16 protein-coding genes are annotated in these 17305 nt (G+C 46.6%); 11 read left to right on the plus strand and 5 right to left on the minus strand.

Annotation, left to right across the window (positions count from 1 at the left end):
- The first annotated feature begins 9 nt into the window (after positions 1–9).
- The 4 genes from MTBPR1_RS01990 (at position 10) to MTBPR1_RS02005 (ending at position 5629) form a co-directional block, all read left to right on the plus strand.
- Positions 10–771, plus strand: a complete 762-nt coding sequence (locus MTBPR1_RS01990; protein WP_069185855.1) for a substrate-binding periplasmic protein — start codon at positions 10–12, stop codon at positions 769–771.
- A 186-nt stretch (positions 772–957) separates the two neighbouring features.
- Positions 958–2733, plus strand: coding sequence for an FAD-dependent oxidoreductase (locus MTBPR1_RS01995; protein WP_069185856.1), 1776 nt, complete (start codon positions 958–960; stop codon positions 2731–2733).
- Between the two features lie 2 nt (positions 2734–2735).
- Complete coding sequence (locus MTBPR1_RS02000; RefSeq protein ID WP_069185857.1) at positions 2736–4571, plus strand: 2-oxoacid:acceptor oxidoreductase subunit alpha; 1836 nt, start codon at positions 2736–2738, stop codon at positions 4569–4571.
- A 5-nt stretch (positions 4572–4576) separates the two neighbouring features.
- Positions 4577–5629: a 2-oxoacid:ferredoxin oxidoreductase subunit beta gene (locus MTBPR1_RS02005; protein WP_069185858.1), complete on the plus strand. Its 1053-nt coding sequence runs from the start codon at positions 4577–4579 to the stop codon at positions 5627–5629.
- A 79-nt stretch (positions 5630–5708) separates the two neighbouring features.
- Here MTBPR1_RS02005 and MTBPR1_RS02010 read toward each other — a convergent pair whose 3' ends face one another.
- Together MTBPR1_RS02010 and MTBPR1_RS02015 are read right to left on the minus strand one after the other, a co-directional pair.
- Complete coding sequence (locus MTBPR1_RS02010) at positions 5709–6395, minus strand: class I SAM-dependent methyltransferase (protein ID WP_069185859.1); 687 nt, start codon at positions 6393–6395, stop codon at positions 5709–5711.
- A gap of 5 nt (positions 6396–6400) precedes the next feature.
- A complete protein-coding gene (locus MTBPR1_RS02015) occupies positions 6401–6919 on the minus strand; it encodes a hypothetical protein (protein ID WP_069185860.1) in 519 nt (172 codons plus the stop codon).
- A gap of 169 nt (positions 6920–7088) precedes the next feature.
- Between MTBPR1_RS02015 and MTBPR1_RS02020 the strand changes: the two genes are divergently transcribed.
- Together MTBPR1_RS02020 and MTBPR1_RS02025 are read left to right on the plus strand one after the other, a co-directional pair.
- Positions 7089–7682 (plus strand): malonic semialdehyde reductase, encoded by a 594-nt coding sequence (locus tag MTBPR1_RS02020; protein WP_069185861.1) that lies wholly within the window; start codon positions 7089–7091, stop codon positions 7680–7682.
- Between the two features lie 88 nt (positions 7683–7770).
- Positions 7771–10272, plus strand: coding sequence for an EAL domain-containing protein (locus tag MTBPR1_RS02025; protein ID WP_165602591.1), 2502 nt, complete (start codon positions 7771–7773; stop codon positions 10270–10272).
- Positions 10273–10278: 6 nt separating this feature from the next.
- On the opposite strand, the gene MTBPR1_RS02030 is transcribed toward MTBPR1_RS02025, so the two are convergent.
- Together MTBPR1_RS02030 and MTBPR1_RS02035 are read right to left on the minus strand one after the other, a co-directional pair.
- On the minus strand, positions 10279–10566 hold the full coding sequence (locus tag MTBPR1_RS02030; RefSeq protein ID WP_069185863.1) for a (2Fe-2S) ferredoxin domain-containing protein: 288 nt from the start codon (positions 10564–10566) through the stop codon (positions 10279–10281).
- Positions 10567–10795: 229 nt separating this feature from the next.
- Complete coding sequence (locus tag MTBPR1_RS02035; protein ID WP_338031269.1) at positions 10796–11059, minus strand: hypothetical protein; 264 nt, start codon at positions 11057–11059, stop codon at positions 10796–10798.
- 122 nt (positions 11060–11181) lie between these two features.
- On the opposite strand from MTBPR1_RS02035, the gene cutA reads away from it, so the two are divergent.
- Positions 11182–11499, plus strand: a complete 318-nt coding sequence (gene cutA, locus MTBPR1_RS02040; RefSeq protein WP_069185864.1) for a divalent-cation tolerance protein CutA — start codon at positions 11182–11184, stop codon at positions 11497–11499.
- Between the two features lie 51 nt (positions 11500–11550).
- Here the strand turns inward: cutA and MTBPR1_RS02045 are convergent, their stop codons facing one another.
- Entirely contained in the window at positions 11551–12699 is a 1149-nt protein-coding gene (locus tag MTBPR1_RS02045) for a bifunctional 2-C-methyl-D-erythritol 4-phosphate cytidylyltransferase/2-C-methyl-D-erythritol 2,4-cyclodiphosphate synthase (protein WP_069186076.1), read from the minus strand.
- A gap of 79 nt (positions 12700–12778) precedes the next feature.
- Between MTBPR1_RS02045 and MTBPR1_RS02050 the strand changes: the two genes are divergently transcribed.
- The 4 genes from MTBPR1_RS02050 (at position 12779) to ntrC (ending at position 17270) form a co-directional block, all read left to right on the plus strand.
- Positions 12779–13582, plus strand: coding sequence for a cytochrome C assembly family protein (locus MTBPR1_RS02050; RefSeq protein WP_069185865.1), 804 nt, complete (start codon positions 12779–12781; stop codon positions 13580–13582).
- A 119-nt stretch (positions 13583–13701) separates the two neighbouring features.
- On the plus strand, positions 13702–14700 hold the full coding sequence (gene dusB, locus MTBPR1_RS02055) for a tRNA dihydrouridine synthase DusB (RefSeq protein ID WP_069185866.1): 999 nt from the start codon (positions 13702–13704) through the stop codon (positions 14698–14700).
- A gap of 3 nt (positions 14701–14703) precedes the next feature.
- Positions 14704–15825: a two-component system sensor histidine kinase NtrB gene (locus tag MTBPR1_RS02060; protein WP_069185867.1), complete on the plus strand. Its 1122-nt coding sequence runs from the start codon at positions 14704–14706 to the stop codon at positions 15823–15825.
- Positions 15822–17270: a nitrogen regulation protein NR(I) gene (gene ntrC / locus MTBPR1_RS02065; protein WP_069185868.1), complete on the plus strand. Its 1449-nt coding sequence runs from the start codon at positions 15822–15824 to the stop codon at positions 17268–17270. Before MTBPR1_RS02060 ends, ntrC begins: the two co-directional genes overlap by 4 nt.
- The last annotated feature ends 35 nt before the right edge of the window (positions 17271–17305 follow it).

A 17305-nucleotide genomic window follows, 5' to 3' on the forward strand; every position in this document is an offset into this window, starting at 1 on the left:
GGGAAGAGTATGTTTTTCTTTGGGAAACATATAATAAGGCAAATTTTCTTTATATGCCTGCTTGGGCTTGTTTCAACGCAAGCCCAAGGCGAGGCGAACCATTCAATCCTGATTGGCACCCCTAAACTTGATTTTTTCTATAAAAAAAATGCATCATATGAAGAAGATGGTCTCATATCAAAAATTATCAGGACTGCTTTTAAAAGCCAGAACATGGCTGTAAGCTTCCAATCTTTGCCGTGGAAAAGGTCTATCTTTGAAGTAGAAACAGGTAACCTAGCTGGCGCTTTTACAAGCCAAGACATTGGCTGGCACAAAGAAAAATTCATCATCAGTGATGCAATTATCCACAGGGATGTCATCCTTGTTCTCAACAATAGCTATGCCCATCTTGATATCAAAACCTATGCCGATTTAGGGCAACTTGATATCGCAGTTATTCAAGGCGATAACCTTGAACATGAGCTGAGCGGCAGAGGTATCCCCTATAAAACGATTGCTTTTAGCTATCGCCTTTACGACTTGATTGACCGGGGGCGCATTGATGGGGTACTGGGTTTTAAAGACATTCTTGAACCGTCTCTTATGTCAAATGGAAACCCAAATTCCGTAAGTGTGATCACCATTGAAAAACATCCCATTTTTTTCATGGTTTCTAGAAAAAACCCAAAGGGTGAAGACATCATTGAAAAACTAAATAATGGCCTTAAGATGATGAAAGAAAACAATACATATGATGCAATCTTGAACGCCTATTTTAAAACTCATTAAAATATTAAATTGGTATGACCAGACAGTACCGCAAAGCCTTTTAATATAAGGCTTTTCTACTATAGCAGCTTAAATTCAAAAAATCACCGATATATCCAAAAGTCGGACTTGCAGGTTGCGCCAAATAACCTTACAAACTTTGCCCATATTAATTTTTTTTGACAGTTTGTGAGATAGGTTTGACCCGTGAAACCAACCAACACTTCTGATCCTACCCACTTTCATAAAGTGGTAGATTGCCAATATGCCTGTCCGGCACACACGCCGGTTCCTGAATATATTCGCTTGATCCTTGCGCGCCGTTATACGGACTCTTATATGGTCAACTGGGAAGCTAACGTTTTTCCCGGTGTTTTAGGCCGTGTATGTGACCGCCCGTGTGAACCGGCATGTCGCCGCCAACGTGTGGAAGAAAAACCTGTCGCGATCTGTCGCCTCAAACGTGTTGCCGCAGATAATAAGGAAGATATCAAAGAGCGCCTTCCTCTTATCCCTGAGCAGAAAAACGGCAAGAAAATCGCACTTCTTGGTGCGGGGCCTGCTTCACTCACCGTTGCACGCGACCTGATGCCCCTTGGCTATGACTGTACGATCTTTGATCGTGACGGTCTTGGTGGTGGCATGATGCGCACACAAATCCCGTCTTTCCGTCTGCCGCTGGATACCTTAAACAGCGAAGTTGACACGGTTCTTGATTTTGGTGTTGAAACACGCTTTGGCCAAGAGCTCACATCCATGCAAGCTATTTTGGATGAAGATTTTGATGCCGTTGTTGTTGGTACAGGCGCACCAAGTGGTCGCCCCCTGCAAATGGATGGCCTTGAAGAAGCTGGTGATCACGTTCAAATCGGCATCAACTGGCTGGCTGGTGTTACTTTTGAACATGTGAAAGAAGCCCCTAAACGCGTTGTCGTTCTTGGTGGGGGTAACACGGCTATGGACTGTACGCGTACGGCCCGCCGCCTTGGTGCACATGATGTGAAAGCCATCGTGCGTTCTTCTTATGATGAAATGAAATCATCTGAGTGGGAACGCGAAGATGCCATGGCTGAGAATGTTGAAATTCTGCCAAACCATACGCCACTGCGTTATGTGGTTGAAGATGGTAAATTCATCGGTGTTGAATTTGACCGTGTGGAAACACATTGGGAAAAAGGCAAGCGTAAGCTGATCTCCACAGGTGAAGACCCTGTCTTGGTTGAATGTGACCTTGTTCTGGTTGCCATTGGTCAAGATGCAAGCTTCCCATGGATTGAAGGTAAGCTTGGTATTGATTTTGATGATTGGGGCATGCCTGTTCTTAATAAAGACACGCTGCAATCCACCAACGAAAAAGTCTTCTTTGCAGGTGATGCGGCCTTTGGTCCGGAAAACATCATCACCGCAGTTGCCCATGGTCATATTGCAGCAGCCTCCATTGATCGCATGCTCAGTGATGATAAAGAGCTAAGCGACGTTCCATTTGGTGAGTATGACATGACCTCCCAGAAAATGGGTATTCATGAATGGTCTTATCAAAGCTCTGTTTCAAATGATCCGCGCAACACTGTGCCGGTTATGAACTTGGAAGAAGCCCTGCAAGACCTGAGCAAAGAAGTCGAGCTTGGTTTTGATGAAAAGCTGGCCCTAAAAGAAGCTGCGCGTTGCCTAAGCTGTGATGTGCAAACCGTCTTTACGGCTGAGCGCTGTATTGAATGTGTGGCTTGTGAAGATATCTGTCCGATGGATTGTATCAACTTCACCGACAACGGGGATGAAGATGATCTTCGCACCCGTCTGCGCGTTCCTGCACCAGATAACCCACGTGATCTTTATGTTTCAGGCGAGCTGAAAAGCAAGCAGGTTATGGTAAAAGACGAAGATGTGTGTCTGCACTGTGGCCTTTGTGCTGAACGTTGCCCAACAGGGGCATGGGACATGCAGAAATTCCTATTTAAAGCGACACAGGTAGAGGTGGCTTAACGATGAAATCTATTAATAGTGTAAACGAATTCGTTATTCGCTTTGCCAACACCAATGGTACAGGTTCTGCCAGTGCCAACAATATGTTTGCTAAAGCTGTTTTCCGCATGGGCATTCCGGTAAGCCCGCGCAACGTTTTCCCATCTAACATTCAAGGCATGCCCACATGGTTTGACGTGCGTGTGTCTGATAAAGGTTATCTTGCGCGCCGTGAAGGTGGTTCTGATATCGTGGTTGCCATGAATTCCCAGTCCATGGTCGCTGATGTTGAACATGTACTGCCCGGTGGTTATTTCCTTTATGACTCCACAAAGGAAATTGACCCATCCTTGATGCGCAAGGATATCACCTTCCTTGGTATGCCAATCTCTGAGATTTGCCTGCGCGAATATACAGACCCGCGTCAACGCCAGCTGTTTAAAAACGTGATCTACGTTGGGGCCTTGGCGGCTTTACTGGATATGGACTTTGACATTCTTAAAGGTCTGATCTCTGATCAGTTCCGCGGGAAAGAAAAACTCATTGCGCCAAACGTCCATGCTTTGGAGTTGGGTTATCAACAAGCCACAACACGCTTTAACTGCCCTTTAAGCATCACGCTTAAGTCTTCTGATCAAGTGGGCTCAAGAATCCTGATTGATGGCAACACGGCTGCTGGCCTTGGGGCTGTTTATGGTGGGGCAACGGTTGCGGGTTGGTATCCAATCACACCATCCACATCGGTTGTTGAGAATTACGAAAAATACTGTGAGCGTCTTCGCATTGATCCTGCAACTGGCAAAAAGAACTTTGCCGTCATGCAGGCAGAAGATGAACTAGCTGCTATTGGTATCGCCATTGGCGGTGGCTGGAATGGGGCACGTTCCTTTACAGCCACATCCGGCCCAGGTGTGTCCTTAATGACAGAATTCCTAGGTCTGGCCTATTTTGCTGAAATTCCGGTTGTTTTGATGAACGTACAGCGCGCAGGCCCTTCAACAGGTATGCCAACACGTACACAGCAATCTGATATCACCGCCTGTGCCTATGCCTCCCATGGTGATACGAAACAGGTTCTCTTGTTCCCCTCTACACCAAACGAATGTTTCAACATGTCTGCGGATAGTTTTGATCTGGCAGAACGTTTGCAAACACCGATCATGGTGATGAGTGATCTTGATCTGGGCATGAACGACCATCTTACTGAAGAACTTTCTTGGGATGATGATCGCACCTATGATCGCGGTAAAGTGCTCAACGCTCAACAGCTTGAAGAAGTTGAAGAGTTTGGTCGCTACCTTGATGTGGATGATGATGGCATCTGTTATCGCACCTATCCGGGCACACACCCTGAAAAAGGCATCTTCTTCACCCGTGGGACATCACGCGATGAATATGCTGCCTATACAGAAAAAGGGGATGCTTACGTGCGCAATATGGAACGTCTTGAAAAGAAATTCCGCACAGCAGCCGAGATCATTCCACAGCCACAAATGCATGAGTATAACTCTGGCAGTAAAGTCGGTGTGATCTATTACGGTACAACCGATTGTGCCATGACAGAAACACTCGATATCCTTGGCTCTAAAGGTTACAGCGTTGATGCCATGCGCATCAGAGCATTCCCCTTTGGCAAGGCTGTTGAAGAGTTTGTTTCATCCCATGATCAGGTCTTTGTTGTTGAACAAAACCGTGATGGGCAGATGCGCTCTTTGCTGATTAACGAGCTTGAAGTTGATCCGGCGAAAATGGTGAAAGTCACCCATTATGACGGGATGCCCATTACGGCTGATTTCATCTCCACATCCATTCTCGATAAAATCGTCATTAAACCGGCGAAAAAAGCAAAGCGAGGGTAAGAATAATGAGTTACTTAAAGTCCAAATTTCACCACCCAAACCTTGCCCGCAACGAGTTGGGTCTAACCTATCGTGATTATGAAGGTTCACTTTCCACATTATGTGCCGGTTGTGGCCATGATGCGGTGGGTGCAGCTCTTGTTCAGGCCTGTTTTGAGCTTTCTATCGAGCCCCATAAAGTTGCCAAACTTTCCGGTATCGGTTGTTCCTCAAAAGCGCCGACTTACTTCCTTGGTAAGTCCCATGGTTTTAACACGGTCCATGGTCGTATGCCCTCGGTCACAACAGGTGCCTCTATGGCAAACCGTGACCTGAAATACATCGGTATGTCTGGTGATGGCGATACGGCTTCCATCGGTATGGGCCAGTTTGCCCATGTGGTACGCCGCCGCCTCAACATGACATATGTTGTTGCCAACAACGGTGTTTATGGCCTAACCAAAGGTCAAACAGCTGCCACAGCCGATAAAGGTTCTCGCACCAAAAAAGGTGAAGAGATCATGTGGGGCGGGATTGATCTGCCCACCATGGCTTTGCAATTGGGCGCAACCTTTGTTGCACGTAGTTTCTCTGGTGATAAAGAGCAGCTTGTACCTTTGCTAAAGGCTGCTATCTGCCATGAAGGTTTTGCCTTTATTGATATCATGTCGCCTTGTGTAACCTTCAACAACCACGCCACATCCACACGTAGCTATGACTATGTGCGTGAGCATGTTCAAGAAGGTAACATCACGGATTTCGTTCCCTCAAAAGAAGAAATCACGACTGAATATCCAGAAGGCGAAAGCAAGGATATCTGCTTGCATGATGGTTCCATCCTGCGTTTGCACAAAGGTAAAGACGGCTATGATCCACGTGATCGTTTCGCCGCCATCAACGCCATTGAGCAACATCGCGAAAAAGGTGAAATCCTCACAGGTCTTCTTTATTGTGACCCAACCTTGCGCGATATGCATGACTTCCTTGGCACAACGGATACACCGCTTAATACACTGGATGAGAAGTCTTTATGTCCGGGTAACCATGCGCTTGAAGGTATTAACAACAGCTTCCGTTAAGACTTTTTCTGCATGACAAATAATAAAAGGCCACCGTGTTGAACGAACGCGATGGCCTTTTTCTTTTATGAAGTGAAGGTCAGGCAGGTTTTCGCAATAAGTTCATACGCGTTGGCTGATCGAAATAAGTGAACCCATCACCTTTATGTTCGCCCAAGCGGTCATAAGCAGCACGCAGCACCTCATCACGTTCTTCAAAAATCTTTTCACGCTCAGGGTTTGGCCCGATCAGCTTATCGCGCAATTCTTCAAAGCTTTTACGGCGCAGCGGATGATTATAAATCAGCTCCTGATCCCAGCTTAAACCCAACTCTGCAAATCGCTTGATATTGTCATACGCCACGGCGCGCACGTGGGTTTCATCATCAATGGGCTGGAGCAATTCAAAATGCGGGCCTTGGGCTATGGGCTCAGAAATATAAATATAACCGCCAGTTTTCAACACACGCACCGCTTCTTTTAAGGCGTTAAATTGTTCATCCAAAGGAATGTGATGCAGGCTGTTGAAAAACACGACGATATCTTGACTTGCATCAGCAAAGGCCAAGTCTTGGCCTACACCATCCATAAAAACTTCATCAGACACACAGTCATAAGAATGGGCTTTTTCAAGCTGGCGAGGGGAACATTCAAGCCCAACCACATGAGCGCCCTGTTTTGCCATCATGCGGCTTAAGTGACCTTCACCACTGCCCACATCCAGTACATTTTTTCCCGCAAGGGGTAGGGTTTCTTTTAAGACGTCAGCATTTTTCTTTTTTAACATCAATTTTATTCCACACGGTAAGATGAATGACAGGCACTACAAACATCTATTGTTTCACTAAGGGCTGTAAAAACGCGTTGATAATCCGCAACTGTCGGCGGATTTTTTACAGTATCAGCAACATTGGCAAAATGCTCAGCCGCCTTGTGAAAAGCGCGGCCTAGCTCGCGAACTTCTTCTGGCATATAACGCCCCATGCCACGCCCGGGATGATCGCTTGTGCCATGTTTTTTGCGCAGTTGGGCGAGTTTTTCTTCAATCTCTTCTTCGCTTTTGCCTTGCACGGTCATGATTTCACGCACGGAATGACCAAAGCCCATTTTATTTTTGGCAACAAATGCTGCTGACTTAAAATCACCTGAGGCCACAGCCAAGGTAATCTCATTGAGATTATCAAGGTGGGTTCGCATTTCGCCTAAAAACAAAGCTTTAATTTCAGAAGGGATGGTGATGACTTCTCGCTCATCCGCACTGGCCTGAAAAGAAAAGATCAAACTCAAAACAACAATGCCCAAACGCTTCATCAAAGAACCTCCTAAACAACATGAGCATCCATTTAAATTGCATTTTCCTAATAATACAATGACAAACTGAGCTGAGACGATATGAACAGCACTGATTGGCTAAAAGATTGAATTAAGCGCCAAGCTCCATTATCTTGCTTGAAAAGGTAATTTTTTCAGGAAGATAAATATGTCCCAGCCCCTTAGTGATGAAGCCATCAACCAACTTTTCCTTGACGCACGCACCCATAACCTGTGGCAAGATAAAGCGGTTTCTGACGAGCTGCTTACCCAAGCTTGGGATATGACCAGATGGGCACCAACAAGCATGAACTGCTGCCCGGCACGTATCCATTTTGTAAAAAGTGCTGAGGCTAAAGAAAAACTTAAAAGCTGCCTCTCAGAAGGCAATATCGAAAAAACCATGGCTGCGCCAGCAACCGCGATTATTGCCGTGGATACAAAATTTTACGTCAATATGCCCCGACTGTTTCCAAGCTTTCCCGGTGCGGCAGATATGTTTGAACAATCACCAGAGCTTAGCGAAGAAACAGCACAACGTAACACTATATTACAAGGGGCGTATTTTATCATGGCGTGCCGTACTTTAGGACTAGATTGCGGCCCTATGTCTGGCTTTGATAATGAAAAACTGGATGAAACTTTTTTTAATGACTCAAGCTTTAAGTCCAACTTCCTCTGTAATATAGGCTATGGCGATAAGGCTGGCCTTTATGATCGCGGTCCACGCCCTGCCTTTGATGAGGTATGCGCCATTCTTTAATCAAACCTAAGGACTTATACGTATAGGTAACTGTCATACCTTGGTTGTTTGTGATAAGTTCAAGGTAAACAATGATATGAATGGCAAAATGAACCCGATAAACAACCCCATAAAAACGATTGTTAATCACAATCTGCTGACCTGCAAACCCCAAGATACGGTCGCTAAATGCGCAAATCTGATGCAGGCTAATGGGTGTAGTTCCATTCTGGTTGAAGAAAATGGCCTTCCCATTGGCATCTGGACGGAAAAAGACAGCTTGAGAATGGATGTCTCAAGCTTGGCTGTGTTTGATAAGCCCGTTCGGGACTTTATGAATTTTCCGGTTAAAAGCATCCGTGATGACGTCACAATCGGGGCAGCAGCCGTTCGTTTTAAAGAGGAAAAAGTCCGCCACCTTTTGGTCGTTGATGATGAAAATCACCCAAGCGGTATTATCACCCAAACCGATGTCATCTTAAAACATGGTGAAGAATATTACCTAACCGTCAAAAGTGTTGAGCAAACCCTCACCCAAGCCGCCCCTATGGCACATGAGGAACTTAGCCTGCATGATACGCTCAGGATCATCAGCAATTCTCCACAAGCTGCGGTCTGCGTACAGTTTAGTGATGGCACATACGGGATTATTACAGAAAAAGACGTTACGCGTTTTCTGTCTCAGCGAAAATTCCCCTCAACTGCGGGTGAGGCGGCATCGCGCCCCCTAAAAACCATTTCAAAAGACTCAAACCTGCTGGAAACTCGAAATCAACTGGTTAAAACAGGTTTTCGCCATCTTGGTGTGCATGATGATAACGGCAATATTATCGGGCTAATCAGCTTTTCTGGTATCCTCTCCAGCCTTCAGTTTGAATATGTACGGCGCATTAATACGATCCTTGAAGAACGTTCCCAAGCGCTTAAGACCTCACAAAATAACCTTCATCTCGCCCATAAAATTATTGAGGCGTCTCTTGATGGCGTTATCATTGCCAATTCTGAAGGTAAGATCGCCTATGTTAACCCAACCTTCACCCATGTGACAGGCTATAGCGCTGAAGAGGCCATTGGGCAAACGCCTGCTTTGCTAAAATCTGGTCGTCACGATGAAGATTATTATCAAAAAATGTGGGAACAGCTCCAAAACGAAGGCTATTGGCAAGGTGAGATTTGGAACCGTCGCAAAAATGGTGAGCTTTATCCAGAATGGCTGACCATCACCGCCATTAAAAACGATGCTGGTGAGATTTTCCAATATGCCGGTATTTTCTGTGACATTACAGAGCGTAAAAATCAGGAAAAACAAATCCGCCGATTGGCCTATTTTGATGAGCTGACAAAACTGCCCAACCGCAGGCTTTTCTCAGATCGCCTCAATATGGCGGTGGAACGCGCCAAACGCCATGACGACCGCCTTGCCATTATGTTTGTTGATCTGGATCATTTTAAAAAGATCAACGATACATTGGGCCATAGCATTGGCGATGCCTTGTTAGAAGAGGCTGCTGAGCGCTTAAAACATTGCACACGTGGTGAAGATACCGTTGCACGCATGGGCGGGGATGAATTTATCCTGCTTTTCCCTGAAATCGAAGCGGTTGAAGAAGTCACCAAAGTTGCCCAGCGCGTGATTGAGGCTTTTTCACAGCCTTTCCACCTCATGGGCCACAAACTATTTGTCACCGCCAGCTTAGGCATTAGTGTCTTTCCCGATGATGGCGGGGATGTTGAAACCATTATTAAAAATGCTGATGCGGCTATGTATCGCTCAAAAGCCCAAGGGCGCAGTACCTTTAACCTGTTTAACCCGTCTTTTACCGAACAGGGCATGCGACAACTGCAAATCGAAACAGCCTTGCGTGGTGCGATTGATAAGGATGAGTTTGAAGTTTATTACCAGCCTCAAGCCAAGGCCCAAAATGGTGTGGTAATTGCGGCAGAAGCCCTTTTGCGCTGGCATAATGATGAGATCGGTAAAATCGGCCCGGCTGAGTTTATCCCCATTGCAGAAGAAATCGGGATCATTTCACAAATCGGCGAATGGGTTCTCAAACAGGTCTGTCAACAAATCAAAGCCTGGCAGAACAAAGGCCATCCACCGATTACAGTGGCTGTTAATATTGCGCCTGAACAAATCACCAATGCAGAGTTCCCCAAGCTTGTTCAAGACCTTCTTGAAGAATATGACATCAGTGGCAACCAGCTTGAGATTGAAATCACGGAAGGCTCCTTTATTGATAGCCCTGATAAGGTAAAAACAAACCTCTATGCCCTAAAACAAATTGGCGCGCGCATTGCTATTGATGATTTCGGCACGGGTTATTCAAACCTAAGTTACTTGCGAAAACTTCCTATTGATCACCTTAAGATCGATCAAAGCTTTATTCGCGGCATGTTTAGTGAGGATGGCAACCGCCAACTGATTAAAACCATACTGTCCATGAGTGATAATTTAGGCATGCAAAGCATTGCAGAAGGCGTAGAAAGCCAGCCTCAAGCAGATTTCCTTCATGAAGGCGGCTGTTCCATCATCCAAGGCTATCTTTTGGCGAGGCCCGAACCTGCTGATGATTTTGAAAAACACTTCCTGCCCACAAAAGAAGAATAAGCCGTTTTATTCTTCTAACTCTTTTTCAAGCCAGTCGGCAATTTCTGATATTTTATCAGGCCCAGCTTCCAAATAAAAACTTCCCCCCGGTGCAATCCGGATAGCGGGGCCACGCTCGCACTGACCAAGGCAGATAATCTCTTCAACATTGATATCAACAGAGCGCTTTCTCAATTCTTCGCGCAGCAAGGGTAGGGTCTTTTTACTACCCCGCAAGGCACAAGACCCACGCGAGCCCCCCACACGCATATTCGTACAAACATAGAGTTTTTTCTGTGTCTTAATGTCATTCATGGCAGTCTCACACGGCTCTTTTTACTTAAAATCTACAAATGCAGTTATTTTTTATACTCAGATGAGAATTGAGGCTTCATAAATCCTACAAATTTTATCAAAAAAACTTCAATTGCAGTAGCAGGCACTGGTCATGAAAAAGAATGAATCGAATTCGAACTAATGCCACCTCATAACCATAGCACAGAGGTCTCGCATTTTACTTTACGTGTGTCAATTCAGACTAAATTTATTCCCCAAGAACTTCACGCCCAAGCTCAGTAATTCGACAGACTAACCAGTCTGGTTTTAGCGGATTGGTAAACCATGGCTCAGCCCAACCATTTCGGATACAGCTTCTCACAGTCTGAGGATTGACCTGTTGACCATACTCATCAAAGAGGGGGAGCTTACCACCGGCTTGTTCCAGCCCGCGTACCAACCATTTACGTTGTGTCTGTGATGGTTCTTGTCCATCATGGTCACAACCTGTTTCCATTTCTTCCTTACTCATGGCAATCTCATTTTGCAAACGTCAAGGAGCCTAAATGGTAATGTGAATTTGGAAATTGTCCAAGACTTATACATAACGCCCTTGTAACGGAGGGCTGATTGCTTGCGATTGAGGAGGCCTCTATGAAAGCTGTAACCCTATATATCACCTGCTCTGATGAGACCGAGGCCCGAGCTATTGGCAAGCAATTGCTCACAGAAAGGTTGGTGGCCTGCATCAATATTTTGCCCGCCATCCAATCCTTATATTGGTGGAATGATGAAATCCAAGATGATTCGGAAACGGCTTTTTTTGCAAAAACCACTGAAGATAAGGTCGATCAAATCATTAAAAGGATAGGGGAGTTACACAGTTATGATTGCCCCTGCGTGGTCGCTTTACCTATTGAAAAAGGCAATCCAGCCTTCCTTGACTGGATTGTTGAGCAGACCAAAAACTAGCATTATTCATAAGCAAAATCGCCAACACCATTTCGCATACGTTATATTTTTCTAGCCTAATTTAACAGTGGCTACAGCTTGCGCGGCAATGCCTTCAGAGCGACCTGTAAAACCAAGTTTTTCTGTTGTGGTGCCTTTAACGCTTACACGATCAAGATCAATTTTAGCAATCTCAGCAATTTTTTTGCGCATTTCTTCGCGGTGCGGGCCAATTTTGGGGCGCTCACAAATAATGGTCAGGTCAAGATTGCTGATTTGTCCGTTCTTTTCTGCCACCAAATCACAGGATTTGCGTAAAAAACGATCAGAAGAAACGCCTTTCCACTGCATATCTGTTGGCGGGAAATGGCTACCAATATCACCAGCGCCAATGGCCCCTAAAACCGCATCGGTTAAAGCATGTAAGGCTACATCTGCATCTGAATGGCCTGAAAGACCGTGACTGTGGGGGACCTCAACACCACATAGGGTTACAAAATCCCCTTTATCAAAGCGATGCACATCAAAGCCTGTGCCTGTACGAAACTCCACATCCATCTTCATCATCCTTTGTGCACGGCCTAAATCATCCGGTGTTGTAATCTTCAAATTATCTTCATGGCCTAAAACAAACACAATCTGCTTGCCCACAGCTTCCATAACAGCGGCGTCATCGGTGAGCTCATGGCCTTGCTGGGTAAGGTGGGCAGGGTAGATATCATCAAACAAAAACCCTTGTGGGGTTTGGGCGCGCCATAACTCAGTGCGATCAACCGTACCTGCACAGAGCCCATCAACTTCACGCTTAATCGTATCTGAGACAGGCAAGGCAGGAATAACACCTTGACCCTCACTGACCTTATCAATGACCCGATCAATCACCCCGTGGGTAACAAAGGGGCGCGCCGCATCATGGATCAAGACCATATGGGCCTCATTATCTTTAAAACTGTCCAGACCGTTACAAACAGAGGCTTGGCGTGTTTCACCACCATATACAGGGGGCAAAAGCTCCAAACCCTCAATCGCCGAATCGTAAAGTTCTTGATCATCAGGATGAATGATCACACGCACGCCTGATATCTTGGGGTGGGTCAAAAAAACATGTGCGGTGTGATACAGCACGCTCTTGCCTGCAAGTTCACAATATTGCTTGGGTAAGTCTGCACCAAAGCGTCTTCCACGCCCGGCGGCAACGATGATGGCATAAATCTTTTTCATCCGTCTTTCATAGCGAGAGAAGCTCTTTGAAACAATAGCTATTGCATCAAGGCCTGACATAAGGCTAGATACACCTGATATGTTACAGACAATGATTTTCAGCATAAGTGCCGTTCTCGCAATTGCCGTGCCCGCACTCTATTTTTTAAAGGAGCCCAAAGAGCAGGGGGGAACCTTCTGGTCTCTCATGGCTGTTGCCTTGGCGGGTTCCATCAGCTGGACATTGGCCCAACTTTCCGGTGAATGGCGCACATCCCTCTCACTGGCAGTCTGGGTAACGGTATGTGCAAGCGTTATCAGCTTCACCATTGTCTGTGCGCTAAACCGCCTTGCCTGGCGCTTAACGCCTTTGCTTATGCCCTATCTTGCGGCTATGGGTATCTGGGCGATCATCTGGTCGACCTTTCCCGGCCAGCCCATTGAAAATGAAGGCCCTGTGAGCAATTGGATCATGTTCCATATTGCCATTTCCGTCTTTACCTATGCCTTGGCAACCATTGCCGCCGTTGCTGCACTCAGTGCCTTTCTTGTTGAGCGCGCGCTAAAACAAAAACGCCCAACCAAGCTGAGCCGTATGTTGCCTTCTGTCATTGATAGTGAGAGCCTTTTGGTGCGCTTACTGCTGGCATCAGAAGTTATTTTAGCATTGGGCCTGCTGTCTGGCATGGGGGTTTCCATGATGGAAAATGGACAGCTCTTAACAGCGGATCATAAAACGCTCTTTTCCATTGGTGCTTTTATTGCAATTGCTGTCTTGCTGTTTGCCCATCATCAAAGCGGTATTCGTGGGCGCAAAGCAGCCCGCATCGTGCTTGTGGCTTACCTGCTGCTAAGTCTTGGCTTCCTCGGTGTTAAATTTGTTACTGATGTGATGATGGCTTAAACGCCACTTTTATTCACCTTTTTCCTTCCTGATTAAAATTTCAATTTCTTAGGCTGAATCCGTATTTTTCAGATTGATTTACCATGCCTAACTGCCTATACTTTGGGCACAGAGGAAATATGATTAAAAATAAGGCACTTAAGATTAGCACAATTGAGCTGGAAAGCCCCGTTGTGCTTGCCCCCATGTCAGGCGTTACCGACATGCCATTTCGCAAACTGGTTAAACAGTTTGGCGCAGGTCTTGTTGTATCTGAAATGATTGCCAGCCAGGAAATGCTGCGCGCTTCCACCAAAACACAGAAAATGGCAACCCCTTGCGAAGATGAAAGCCCCATTGCCGTGCAATTGGCAGGCACGGATCCCGAAATCATGGCCCAAGCCGCAATCATGAATGAAGCCAGAGGCGCCGATATCATTGATATCAATATGGGCTGCCCGGTGAAAAAGATCGTTAAATCCTTTGCAGGCTCCGCCCTCATGCGCAATGAAAAGCTTGCAGGCGAGATCATGCAAGCGGTAAAGGCAGCCGTAAATATCCCCGTCACCGTTAAAATGCGCTTGGGCTGGGATGAAGAAAGCCTCAATGGCGCAACCCTTGCCAAAATGGCTGAAGATATTGGCCTAAGCGCCATTACCATCCATGGGCGCACCCGCAATCAGATGTATGGTGGCCACGCCAATTGGGAAGCCATCGCGCCGATCAAACAAGCTGTCAACATTCCCGTTATTGGCAATGGCGATCTCAACACATTGGAAGATGTGGACAAGATGATTGAACAATCCGGTGTTGACGGGGTGATGGTTGGGCGCGGTGCATATGGTCGCCCGTGGTTTTTAAGACAAGTCATGGATTATTTAAAAACAGGTGAACAGACAGAGCCCCCCAGCCTTGCTGAACAATGCGAGATCGTTCTAGAGCATTATCAAGCCATGCTGGAGCATTACGGTGAGCATGTGGGCGTGCGCCATGCGCGCAAACATATCGGCTGGTACTGCAAAGGCCTTAACGGGGCCACAAACTTTAGAAATGAAATTATGAAAATGGCTTCTCCTGATGAAGTCAAAACCCATATTCGTGATTTTTATACTGCAAATATCGAAAGAAAGGTGGCTTAACCCATGTCCGCTTCATCGGTTTCCTTTGACGGCGAGGTCATTCTCAATTCCGTTTCCTCCTGTGTCTTTGTGGTGGATGAAGACGGGGTCATGCGCTTTGTAAATACAAGTGGGGAGCAACTTCTCCAAGCCAGCGCACCTTATCTTACAGGGCGTTCATTAGATGAATTTATCCCCGGTGACAGCCCCATTCTTGCGCTTATCCAACAAGCACGCCTTGATCAGGCTAATGTGTCTGAAAATGGTGTAAACCTAGAATCTCCTCGTCTTGGCAAGCAATTGGTCAATGCCCATGCTTCCCCCTTGATTGAAGACCCAAGCATGATCATCTTAACACTGACCAAGCGCTCCTTAGCTGACCAAATTGCACGCCAGCTTAAACATAGATCAGCCGCTCGCACCATTACCGCCATGTCCGCCATGCTTGCCCATGAGATTAAAAACCCGCTCTCAGGCATTCGCGGGGCCGCACAGTTGCTTGAAACCACTGCACCAGAAGATGATAAAGCACTAACCCGCCTGATCACCGATGAGACAGACCGGATTTGCGCACTCGTTGATCGCATGGAAAGCTTTTCTGATGGACGCCCCATTAAACGCGAAGCCATCAACATCCACCAAGTGCTTGAACACGTTCGCCATCTGGCCCAAAACGGCTTTGGTAAGCATGTACGCTTTCTTGAACAATATGATCCCTCGCTTCCACCAGTCTTTGGCAATAAGGACACTCTCATTCAAATTGTCCTGAACCTGATTAAAAATGCCTGTGAGGCCGCCCAACAAGAAAATGCCGAAATCACCATAACCACAGCCTATCAACATGGGGTGCGCCTTGCTGTGCCCGGTTCTAACACCCGTGTTCACTTACCGCTGATGGTTTCCATTCAAGACAATGGCCCCGGCATTCCAGAAGATTTACGCTCTCAGCTTTTTGAGCCCTTCGTCACCACCAAAGCCAAAGGCAGTGGCCTTGGGCTTGCCTTGGTTGCCAAGATGATTGGTGATCATGGCGGCTTGATTGAATGTGAGAGTGAGCCCAAGAAAACCATCTTTCGCATTATGCTCCCCATGTATTCAGAAAAAATTCACGGCCCCCTTGACGCCCAAAAGGAAAAACAGTCATGACCGCTACCATCCTTGTTGCAGATGATGATGCTGCAATTCGCACCGTCCTTAACCAAGCCCTTGGTCGCGCTGGCTATGAGGTCCGCGTTACTGGCAATGCCTCCACATTGTGGCGCTGGGTAAGTGAAGGCGAGGGCGATCTCGTCATCACCGATGTGGTTATGCCCGATGAAAACGGTCTTGACCTCATCCCGCGCATCAAAAAAATCCGTCCTGAAATGCGCTGCATTGTCATGAGTGCGCAAAACACTCTCATGACTGCCGTGCGCGCAACCGAGCGCGGTGCGTTTGAATATCTGCCAAAACCATTTGATCTCAATGAGTTACTCTCCGTTATTAAACGGGCACTGGAAACACCACAACCCTGCAAGCCTGCCGCCGTTAACGATGAAGATATGGAAGAAGACCTTCCCCTGATCGGGCGCTCTGCCGCCATGCAGGATATCTACCGCACACTTGCCCGCCTGATGGGAACCGATCTTTCTGTGATGATCACAGGGGAGTCTGGCACAGGTAAAGAGCTCGTTGCACGCGCCCTTCATGATTATGGTAAACGCCGCAATGGAAGCTTTGTCGCCCTTAATATGGCAGCCATCCCCAAAGAGCTGATCGAAAGTGAATTATTCGGTCATGAAAAAGGCTCTTTTACAGGGGCCACAAACCGTAAATCAGGTCGTTTTGAACAGGCCGAAGGCGGAACCCTCTTTCTTGATGAAATTGGTGACATGCCTTCTGAAGCCCAAACCCGTTTGCTTCGTGTGCTTCAAGAAGGCGAATTCACAACAGTTGGCGGCAGCACGCCCATTAAAGCCAATGTCCGCATTGTGGCAGCCACACACCGTGATTTGCGCAGCTTAATCCGCCAAGGACTGTTTCGCGAAGATTTATATTATCGCCTCAATGTTGTGCCCATTCGCTTGCCCCCATTGCGCGAACGCACAGAAGACATTCCAGAACTTGCCAATCACTTCTTAAGCCTTGTGGCTGAAGAGGGATTGCCCTGGAAAACCATTGAAGGCCCAGCGCTTGAGCGCCTAAAACAACATAACTGGCCCGGCAATGTGCGTGAACTTGAAAATATCGTGCGCCGCTTAGCCGCCCTTTATTCACAAGAAACCATCACACTGGAAGTCATCCAACAGGAACTCGCAGAAATCAGTGCGCAAAGTGCCTCAGGTGGAAGCGATAATGACCCTGATAACCTGTCAGCGGCTGTTGAATTTCATTTACGTTCTTACTTTGATGCCCATGGCGAAAGCCTACCGCCACCGGGTTTGTATGACCGTATTCTCAAAGAAATTGAAAGACCTTTAATTTCAATGATCTTAGAGGCTACAAACGGCAATCAGATCAAGTCTTCTCAGGTCTTGGGGCTTAATCGAAACACGCTTCGAAAGAAAATTCGCGAGCTTAATATCCCCATCACCAAGAACACTGCAAAATAATTTTTTGTAAATACGCAACAGGCGTTGCATTTTTG

The organism is Candidatus Terasakiella magnetica, from assembly GCF_900093605.1.
GTDB lineage: Bacteria > Pseudomonadota > Alphaproteobacteria > Rhodospirillales > Terasakiellaceae > Terasakiella > Terasakiella magnetica.